The 8446-nt window shown below is 63.2% G+C and carries 8 protein-coding genes, 1 tRNA gene and 1 pseudogene; all 10 read right to left on the bottom strand.

The genetic code is table 11. The annotated features are described in order from the left end of the window. On the bottom strand, positions 1–418 hold a 418-nt coding region (locus RBT54_RS17700), incomplete at its 3' end, for a hypothetical protein (protein WP_320368333.1). An 85-nt stretch (positions 419–503) separates the two neighbouring features. Continuing rightward, positions 504–4637, bottom strand: a complete 4134-nt coding sequence (gene rpoB, locus RBT54_RS17695) for a DNA-directed RNA polymerase subunit beta (RefSeq protein WP_320368332.1) — start codon at positions 4635–4637, stop codon at positions 504–506. Between the two features lie 210 nt (positions 4638–4847). After that, entirely contained in the window at positions 4848–5219 is a 372-nt protein-coding gene (gene rplL, locus RBT54_RS17690; protein ID WP_320368331.1) for a 50S ribosomal protein L7/L12, read from the bottom strand. A 57-nt stretch (positions 5220–5276) separates the two neighbouring features. Beyond that, a complete protein-coding gene (gene rplJ, locus RBT54_RS17685) occupies positions 5277–5780 on the bottom strand; it encodes a 50S ribosomal protein L10 (RefSeq protein WP_320368330.1) in 504 nt (167 codons plus the stop codon). A gap of 252 nt (positions 5781–6032) precedes the next feature. After that, positions 6033–6731, bottom strand: coding sequence for a 50S ribosomal protein L1 (rplA, locus tag RBT54_RS17680; RefSeq protein WP_320368329.1), 699 nt, complete (start codon positions 6729–6731; stop codon positions 6033–6035). A 2-nt stretch (positions 6732–6733) separates the two neighbouring features. After that, complete coding sequence (gene rplK, locus RBT54_RS17675) at positions 6734–7165, bottom strand: 50S ribosomal protein L11 (RefSeq protein WP_320368328.1); 432 nt, start codon at positions 7163–7165, stop codon at positions 6734–6736. 117 nt (positions 7166–7282) lie between these two features. Further along, positions 7283–7816 carry a transcription termination/antitermination protein NusG gene (nusG, locus tag RBT54_RS17670; RefSeq protein ID WP_320368327.1) on the bottom strand — a complete coding sequence of 178 codons (534 nt, stop codon included), beginning with the start codon at positions 7814–7816 and terminating at the stop codon, positions 7283–7285. 1 nt (position 7817) lies between these two features. Continuing rightward, a complete protein-coding gene (secE, locus tag RBT54_RS17665) occupies positions 7818–8165 on the bottom strand; it encodes a preprotein translocase subunit SecE (RefSeq protein WP_320368326.1) in 348 nt (115 codons plus the stop codon). A gap of 24 nt (positions 8166–8189) precedes the next feature. Next, positions 8190–8265: transfer RNA gene (locus RBT54_RS17660), tRNA-Trp, on the bottom strand. A 60-nt stretch (positions 8266–8325) separates the two neighbouring features. Continuing rightward, a pseudogene (tuf, locus tag RBT54_RS17655) lies at positions 8326–8446 on the bottom strand (elongation factor Tu); the annotation flags it as partial.

Genomic DNA, 8446 nt, shown 5'->3' with positions numbered 1-8446 from the left:
CGCGCTCGATGTCGCGCAGGGTCATGTCGAGCACCATGCCGAGACGGCTCGGCAGGCTCTTCAGGAACCAGATGTGGGCGACCGGCGAGGCCAGCTCGATGTGGCCCATGCGCTCGCGGCGCACCTTCGACAGGGTCACCTCGACGCCGCACTTCTCACAGATCACGCCACGGTGCTTGAGGCGCTTGTACTTGCCGCACAGGCACTCGTAGTCCTTCACCGGCCCGAAGATCTTGGCGCAGAACAGACCGTCGCGCTCGGGCTTGAAGGTACGGTAGTTGATGGTCTCGGGCTTCTTCACCTCACCGTAGGACCAGGAGCGGATCTTGTCCGGCGACGCGAGGCCGATGGTGATCGCGTCGAACTCTTCCTCGTTGGGCAGGGTTTGCTTGAACAGGTCAGCGAGCAGGCTTTTCATGTATCACTCCATCCGGGCCGCCGCATCGTGTGCGACGGCCGCGGGATTCAATCGCAGGCGGTTTTCAGGGAAGGAATCAAGCGACTCAGCCGCGATCGAGATCGATGTCGATCGCGAGCGAGCGGATTTCCTTCACCAGCACGTTGAAGGACTCCGGCATGCCGGAATCGATCTTGTGCTCGCCCTTGACGATGTTTTCGTACACCTTGGTCCGGCCGGTCACGTCGTCGGACTTGACCGTCAGCATTTCCTGCAGCGTGTAGGCCGCGCCGTACGCTTCCAGCGCCCACACTTCCATCTCACCGAAGCGCTGACCACCGAACTGCGCCTTACCGCCCAGCGGCTGCTGGGTGACGAGCGAGTACGGGCCGGTCGAACGGGCGTGCATCTTGTCGTCGACCAGGTGGTGCAGCTTCAGCACGTGCTTGTAGCCCACGGTAACCTGGCGCTCGAAGGCCTCGCCGGTGCGACCGTCGTAGAGGGTGACCTGGCCGCCGGTGGGCAGGCCCGCCAGCTCCAGCATCTTGCGGATTTCCTCTTCCTTGGCGCCGTCGAACACCGGCGTGGCAAAGGGCACGCCCTTCTTGAGGTTGAACGCCAGCTCGCGCACGTCGCCATCGGTCAAAGCGTCAAGGTCCTCGGGCTTGCCACTGTCGTTGTAGATCTGCTCGAGGTAGCCGCGCAGTTCGTCGGCAGAAGCCTGAGCCTTCAGCATCTTGTCGATCTGCTGGCCGAGGCCCTTGGCCGCCCAGCCCAGGTGAGTCTCCAGGATCTGGCCGATGTTCATCCGCGACGGCACGCCGAGCGGGTTGAGCACGATGTCGAGCGGGGTGCCGTCTTCCATGTAGGGCATGTCTTCGACCGGAACGATCTTCGACACCACACCCTTGTTGCCGTGACGACCGGCCATCTTGTCACCCGGCTGCAGGCGGCGCTTGACGGCAAGGTAGACCTTGACCATCTTCTGCACGCCCGGGGGCAGTTCGTCGCCCTGGGTGAGTTTCTTCTTCTTGATCTCGAAGGCCTGCTCGAAGTCCTTGCGGGTGTTCTCGAGACCTTCACGCACCGCTTCGAGCTGGACCGCCAAGGTTTCGTCGGCAAGACGAATGTCGAACCAGTGGTAGAACTCGAGCTCATCGAGATAGGCGTCGGTCAGGGCAGTGCCCTTGGCGAGCTTCTTCGGGCCGCCATTGGCGAGCTGACCCACGATCATGCGGCGGATACGCGCAAAGGCGTCACGCTCCACGATCCGCATCTGGTCGGCGAGGTCGGTCTTGAAGCTGCGCAGCTGGTCGTCGATGATCGACTGCGCGCGCTTGTCGCGCTCGATGCCCTCACGAGTGAAGACCTGTACGTCGATGACGGTGCCGACCATGCCCGAGGGCACGCGCAGCGAGGTGTCCTTCACGTCGGACGCCTTCTCGCCGAAGATCGCGCGCAGCAGCTTCTCTTCCGGCGTGAGCTGGGTCTCGCCCTTGGGCGTCACCTTGCCCACCAGCACGTCGCCGGCTTCGACCTCGGCGCCGATGTAGACAATGCCCGACTCGTCCAGGCGCGACAGTTGCGCCTCGCCCAGCGACGCGATGTCGCGGGTGATTTCCTCGGGTCCGAGCTTGGTGTCGCGGGCGACGACGGTCAGTTCCTCGATGTGGATCGAGGTGAAGCGGTCGTCGGCGACCACGCGCTCGGAGATGAGGATCGAGTCCTCGAAGTTGTAGCCGTTCCAGGGCATGAAGCCGACCAGCATGTTCTGGCCAAGCGCGAGCTCGCCAAGATCGGTCGAGGCGCCGTCAGCCACCACGTCACCCTTGGCGATCAGGTCGCCCACCTTCACCACCGGACGCTGGTTGATGTTGGTGTTCTGGTTGGAACGGGTGTACTTGATCATGTTGTAGATGTCGACGCCAACTTCGCCCGGCAGGGTCTCGTTGTCATTGACCCGGACCACGATCCGGTTCGCATCCACATAGTCCACGACACCGCCACGGGTCGCCTGAACCGCAGTACCCGAGTCGACCGCGACGCGGCGCTCGATACCGGTACCGACCAGCGGCTTCTCCGGACGCAGGCAGGGCACAGCCTGACGCTGCATGTTGGCGCCCATCAGCGCGCGGTTCGCGTCATCGTGCTCGAGGAACGGGATCAACGAGGCCGCGACCGAAACGATCTGGCCCGGTGCCACGTCCATGTACTGCACCATGTCGGAGGTCGCGAGCAGGAACTCACCCTTGTGACGGCAGGACACCAGGTCGCCGGTCAGCATGCTGGCAGCGTCGATCTCGGCGTTCGCCTGGGCGATGACGTACTGACCTTCCTCGATCGCTGACAGGAAATCGATGTGGTCGGTGACCTTGCCGTCATTGACCTTGCGGTACGGCGTCTCGAGGAAGCCGTGACGGTTGGTGCGCGCATACACGGCGAGCGAGTTGATCAGGCCGATGTTCGGGCCTTCCGGGGTCTCGATCGGGCACACCCGTCCGTAGTGCGTCGGGTGCACGTCGCGCACTTCGAAGCCGGCGCGCTCGCGAGTCAGACCACCCGGGCCGAGTGCGGAGACACGGCGCTTGTGCGTGATCTCCGACAGCGGGTTGGTCTGGTCCATGAACTGCGACAACTGGCTGGAGCCGAAGAACTCCTTGATCGCGGCCGAGATCGGCTTGGCGTTGATCAGGTCGTGCGGCATCAGGTTGTCGGATTCGGCCTGCGACAGGCGCTCCTTGACGGCGCGCTCGACACGCACAAGGCCGGCGCGGAACTGGTTCTCGGCCAGTTCGCCCACCGAACGCACACGACGGTTGCCGAGGTGGTCGATGTCGTCGATCTCGCCACGACCATTGCGCAACTCCACCAGCACGCCGACCACGGCGAGGATGTCCTCGTTGGTCAGCACGCCCGGGCCATCCTCGCCCTGCGCGCCGACGCGCTCGTGGAAGCGCTTGAGCCAGGCCGGAGCCTTGTCGTCGATCTTCTCGGGATAAGCGCGACGGTTGAACTTCATGCGCCCGACCGTAGACAGGTCGTAACGCTCCTCGGCGTAGAACAAGCCCTTGAACAGGCCTTCCACTGCGTCCTCGGTGGGCGGCTCGCCCGGACGCATCATGCGGTAGATCGCGACCTTGGCCGCCCACTGGTCGGCAGTCTCGTCGATGCGCAGGGTCTGCGAGATGTAGCCACCACGGTCGAGGTCATTGATGTAGAGCGTGCGCAGCTCGGTCACGTTCGCCAGGCGCAGCTTGTCGAGCAGATCCTCGGTGATCTCGTCGTTGGCCCGCGCCAGCACCTCGCCGGTCTCGGGATCGGCGACGTTGTTGGCGATTACACGACCGAGAATGAAGTCATCCGGCACGGCCATGGTCTTGACGCCGGCCTGATCGATCTCACGGATGTGCTTGGACGTGATGCGCTTGTCACGTGCGACGATGATCGTGCCGTCGGCGGTGGTGATGTCGAAACGCGCCACTTCGCCGCGCAGGCGCTCGGGCACGAGCTCGAACTGCGAGCCCTCACCCTGCAGATGGAAGGTGTCGGTGTCGTGGAAGGTCGCCAGGATCTCTTCCGGGGTCAGGCCGATCGCGCGCAGCAGGATCGTCACCGGCATCTTGCGGCGACGGTCGACCCGGAAGTACAGGTAGTCCTTCGGATCGAACTCGAAATCGAGCCACGAACCGCGGTAGGGGATGATCCGCGCCGAGAACAGCAGCTTGCCCGAGGAGTGGGTCTTGCCACGATCGTGCTCGAAGAACACGCCCGGCGAACGGTGCAACTGAGAGACGATGACGCGCTCGGTGCCGTTGATCACGAAGGAGCCGGTGGTCGTCATGAGCGGGATCTCGCCCATGTAGACTTCCTGCTCCTTGACCTCCTTGACGGTCTCCTTCGGCGCTTCGCGGTCCATGATGACAAGGCGCACGCGGGCGCGCAGCGGCGAAGCAAAGGTCAGGCCGCGCTGCTGACATTCCTTCACGTCGAAGGCAGGCTCGCCCAGCATGTACTGGACGTACTCGAGGCGTGCGTTGCCGCTGTGGCTCGAGATCGGGAAGATTGAAGTAAACGCGGCCTGCAGACCCTGGTTACGCCGCGCTTCGGGCGGGGTGTCCGCCTGGAGGAATTCAGCGAAGGACTCGATCTGGGTGGCGAGCAGGAAAGGCGCATCGAGCACGGCCGCGCGCTTGGCGAAGCTCTTGCGGATACGTTTCTTTTCGGTGTAGGAATACGCCATGGATGCTCCGGCTAGAGGGCTAACATCGGAAAGACAGGACACAACGTTCGGGCGGTTCCGGAGGGCTGTCGGGTGATCACAGACCCGGCCGGACGGGCGGCAAACGCTCTGGCCTGCCATCGAGGATCGCGAGTGGTTCCGCTATCTCGATTACAAAGCACGAAAGGGCCGGCACTCCGAAGAGTGCCAGCCCCGCTGGGAAGTCGAATATTACTTGATTTCGACCTTCGCGCCAGCATCTTCCAGCTGCTTCTTCAGCGCCTCGGCGTCGGCCTTGGAAGCACCTTCCTTCACGGCCTTCGGTGCGCCGTCGACGACGTCCTTGGCTTCCTTCAGGCCCAGGCCGGTAGCGGCGCGGACGACCTTGATGACCTCGACCTTCTTGGCGCCGGCTTCGAGCAGCACGACGTCGAATTCGGTCTTCTCTTCAACCGGGGCAGCGGCAGCGGCACCCGGGGCAGCCACGGCCAGCGAGGCAGCCGAGACGCCGAACTTCTCTTCGAACGCCTTGACCAGGTCGTTCAGGTCCATCACGGTCATGCCAGCAACGGCTTCCAGGATGTCTTCTTTGCTGATTGCCATTTCAAATCACTCCAGAATCGATATTTTTGCGAAAACTTTCGTAGCGGAAGGCGGAGCTCAGGCGGCGGCGCCTTCTTCCTCACGCTTCTTGGCGAGGGCAGCGAGCACACCGGCCATGCCGGACACCGGCGCCTGCATGACGCCCACCAGCCTGGCGAGCAGCTCATCGCGGCTCGGGATCGAGGCGAGCGCCTGAATACCGGCCTTATCGAGCGTATTGCCCCCATAAGAACCCGCACGCAGAACGATTTTGTCGTTACCCTTCGCGAAGTCGTTGAGCACCTTGGCAGCGGCGACCGGATCGGTCGAGATGCCATAGATCAGCGGACCGGTCAGATCGGCCGCCAGACCTTCGAACGGGGTACCGGCGATCGCGCGACGGACCAGGGTGTTCTTCAGCACACGCAGGAAAACGCCCGACTCGCGAGCCTTGGCACGCAACGCGGTGAGATCACCCACCGCAATGCCGCGATACTCGGCCACCGCGATCGTCTGAGCGTTGGCCACTTGTGCCGACACCTCAGCCACTACGGCTTTCTTGTCATCGAGATTGAGACCCACAGGTCTTTCCTCCTTTCAAGTCAACACGCGAACCGCATCTGCGATTCGCACCCACGGCGACCTGGATCAGGAGCGGGGCCGGCGGGCCGGCCAAATCCTGTTCTGAGCACACCGTCTGCGCAGGCCACTCGCATGCTTAAGCGTTGCCTTGCGGCGCACGCACCTGCGGTCTTTGACGATCCGTAGCCACCCGAAGGCGGCTGCGGCTCAAAGTTCGTAGGATCACCCGCCTGCGGCGGGCAACCCTGTCAATCAGGCAGCGTTCAGGCTGCCCGGCTCCACGCGCACGCCGGCACCCATGGTGCTCGAGACGGCGATGCGGCGCAGATAGATGCCCTTGGCGGCGGCAGGCTTGGCCTTGACCAGCGCATCGATGAGGGCGGAGAGGTTCTGCTGCAGCGCATCGACCTCGAACGAGGCACGACCGATGGTGGCGTGCACCAGCCCGGCCTTGTCGGTACGGTACTGGACCTGACCGGCCTTGGCGTTCTTGACCGCGGTGGCGACATCCATGGTCACCGTACCAACCTTTGGGTTCGGCATGAGGCCGCGCGGACCGAGGATCTGACCGAGCTGGCCGACCACGCGCATGGCGTCGGGAGTCGCGATGCAGACGTCGAAATTGAGGTTGCCGGCCTTGATCTGCTCTGCCAGGTCGTCGAAACCGACGACCTCGGCGCCAGCAGCGCGGGCAGCCTCGGCCTTGTCGCCCTGGGCGAACACGGCCACGCGCACCGACTTGCCGGTACCGGCGGGCAGCACGACAGAACCACGGACAACCTGGTCCGATTTGCGTGCATCGACGCCGAGGTTGACGGCGATGTCGATCGACTCGTCGAACTTGGCGGTGGCGCACTCCTTGACCAGACGCAGGGCGTCGGCGACCGGATAGGCCTGGTTACGATCAACCTTGGCGCGCAGCGCCTGAACTCGCTTGGACAGTTTCGCCATGATTACAGACCCTCCACGGTGATGCCCATGCTGCGGGCGGAACCGGCGATGGTGCGCACGGCAGCTTCCATATCGGAGGCAGTCAGATCGGGCATCTTGGTCTTGGCGATTTCCTCGACCTGAGCGCGGGTGATCTTGCCGACCTTGTCGGTATGCGGCTTGGCCGAGCCCTTCTGCAGGCCGGCGGCCTTCTTGATCAGCACGGTCGCCGGCGGTGTCTTCATGATGAACGTGAAGGACTTGTCGGCGTAAGCGGTGATCACCACCGGAATCGGCAGGCCCGGCTCAAGACCCTGGGTCTTGGCATTGAAGGCCTTGCAGAATTCCATGATGTTCAGGCCGCGCTGACCGAGCGCGGGACCGATCGGAGGGCTGGGGTTGGCCTTACCGGCCGGCACCTGCAGCTTGACGTAACCTGTGATTTTCTTTGCCATTGCGGCTCGCTCCTGTGATGAGTGCTAACGCACCGGGACAACCGGCGCTCCTCGCATCACCCGCGCTCATTGCATGAGTCAACGGGCTTCGGCAGGCCTCGCGACCCGCCGCCTTGCTCAGGTTTTCTCGACCTGAGCGAAATCCAGCTCCACCGGCGTGGCGCGACCGAAAATGGTCACGGCAACGCGCAGCTTGTTCTTTTCGTAGTTCGCATCCTCGACCGCACCGTGGAAATCGGTGAACGGCCCCTCCTTGACGCGAACGACCTCACCAATCTCCCACAGTACCTTCGGACGGGGCTTGTCCACCCCCTCCTGCATCTGCTGCATGATCTTCTCGACCTCCTTCTCGGAGATCGGAGCGGGCTTGTTGGCGGTACCACCGACGAAGCCGGTAACCTTGGGCGTAGACTTCACCAGGTGCCAGGACTCGTCGTTCATTTCCATTTCGACGAGCACATAACCCGGGAAGAACTTACGCTCGGTGACGGTCTTCTGGCCGCCGCGCATCTCCACGACCTCTTCGACCGGCACCAGGATCTGGCCGAAGCTGTCCTGCATGCCCGACCGATTGATGCGGTCGATCAGCGTGCGCTGCACGGACTTCTCGAAGCCCGAATAGGCGTGAACTACATACCAACGCTTGGTCATATCACTTCCAACCCAGAACCAGGTCGTACAGGACCCATTCCAGGCTCTTGTCGGTCAGCCAAAGGAAAATCGCCATCACGACCACGAAGGCAAACACCAGACCCGTGGTCTGCGTGGCTTCCTTCCGGCTCGGCCAGACGACCTTCTTGGTTTCGGTAATCGATTCGCCGGCAAATCCGATGAAGCGCCGACCCGGCTCGGAGATCGAGGCAACAGCAACGCCCGCCCCCAGACCAGCGAGGACGGAGAGCACACGCAGCACGAGCGGCTGCTCGGACAGCACATAGAAGCCGACCACGCCGGCTGCCAACAGTGCCAGCGCCAACGCGAATTTCAACTTATCGGCCATTGCGGATTATCACCCGGAAAAATATGGCAGGGGCAGAGGGAATCGAACCCCCAACCTTCGGTTTTGGAGACCGACGCTCTGCCAGTTGAGCTATACCCCTGCAGCAGAGACTGCAAAGCGCACCCGAGCGGGTGCGCTTGTCTGGCAATCAGCGAGTCGATTACTCGATGATCTTGGCGACGACGCCGGCGCCGACGGTACGGCCACCTTCGCGGATCGCGAAGCGCAGACCTTCTTCCATGGCGATCGGGGCGATCAGCTTGACGGTGATCGACACGTTG

Source organism: Thauera sp. (assembly GCF_034003485.1).
Lineage (GTDB): Bacteria > Pseudomonadota > Gammaproteobacteria > Burkholderiales > Rhodocyclaceae > Thauera.
This window is presented reverse-complemented; position numbering and strand designations above follow the sequence as displayed.

Bases quoted from the DNA above. Each gene is read 5' to 3' on its own strand.
- rplL (WP_320368331.1), bottom strand. From the start codon at position 5,219: ATGGCAATCAGCAAAGAAGACATCCTGGAAGCCGTTGCTGGCATGACC.
- secE (WP_320368326.1), bottom strand. From the start codon at position 8,165: ATGGCCGATAAGTTGAAATTCGCGTTGGCGCTGGCACTGTTGGCAGCC.
- rpoB (WP_320368332.1), bottom strand. From the start codon at position 4,637: ATGGCGTATTCCTACACCGAAAAGAAACGTATCCGCAAGAGCTTCGCC.
- rplA (WP_320368329.1), bottom strand. From the start codon at position 6,731: ATGGCGAAACTGTCCAAGCGAGTTCAGGCGCTGCGCGCCAAGGTTGAT.
- rplK (WP_320368328.1), bottom strand. From the start codon at position 7,165: ATGGCAAAGAAAATCACAGGTTACGTCAAGCTGCAGGTGCCGGCCGGT.
- nusG (WP_320368327.1), bottom strand. From the start codon at position 7,816: ATGACCAAGCGTTGGTATGTAGTTCACGCCTATTCGGGCTTCGAGAAG.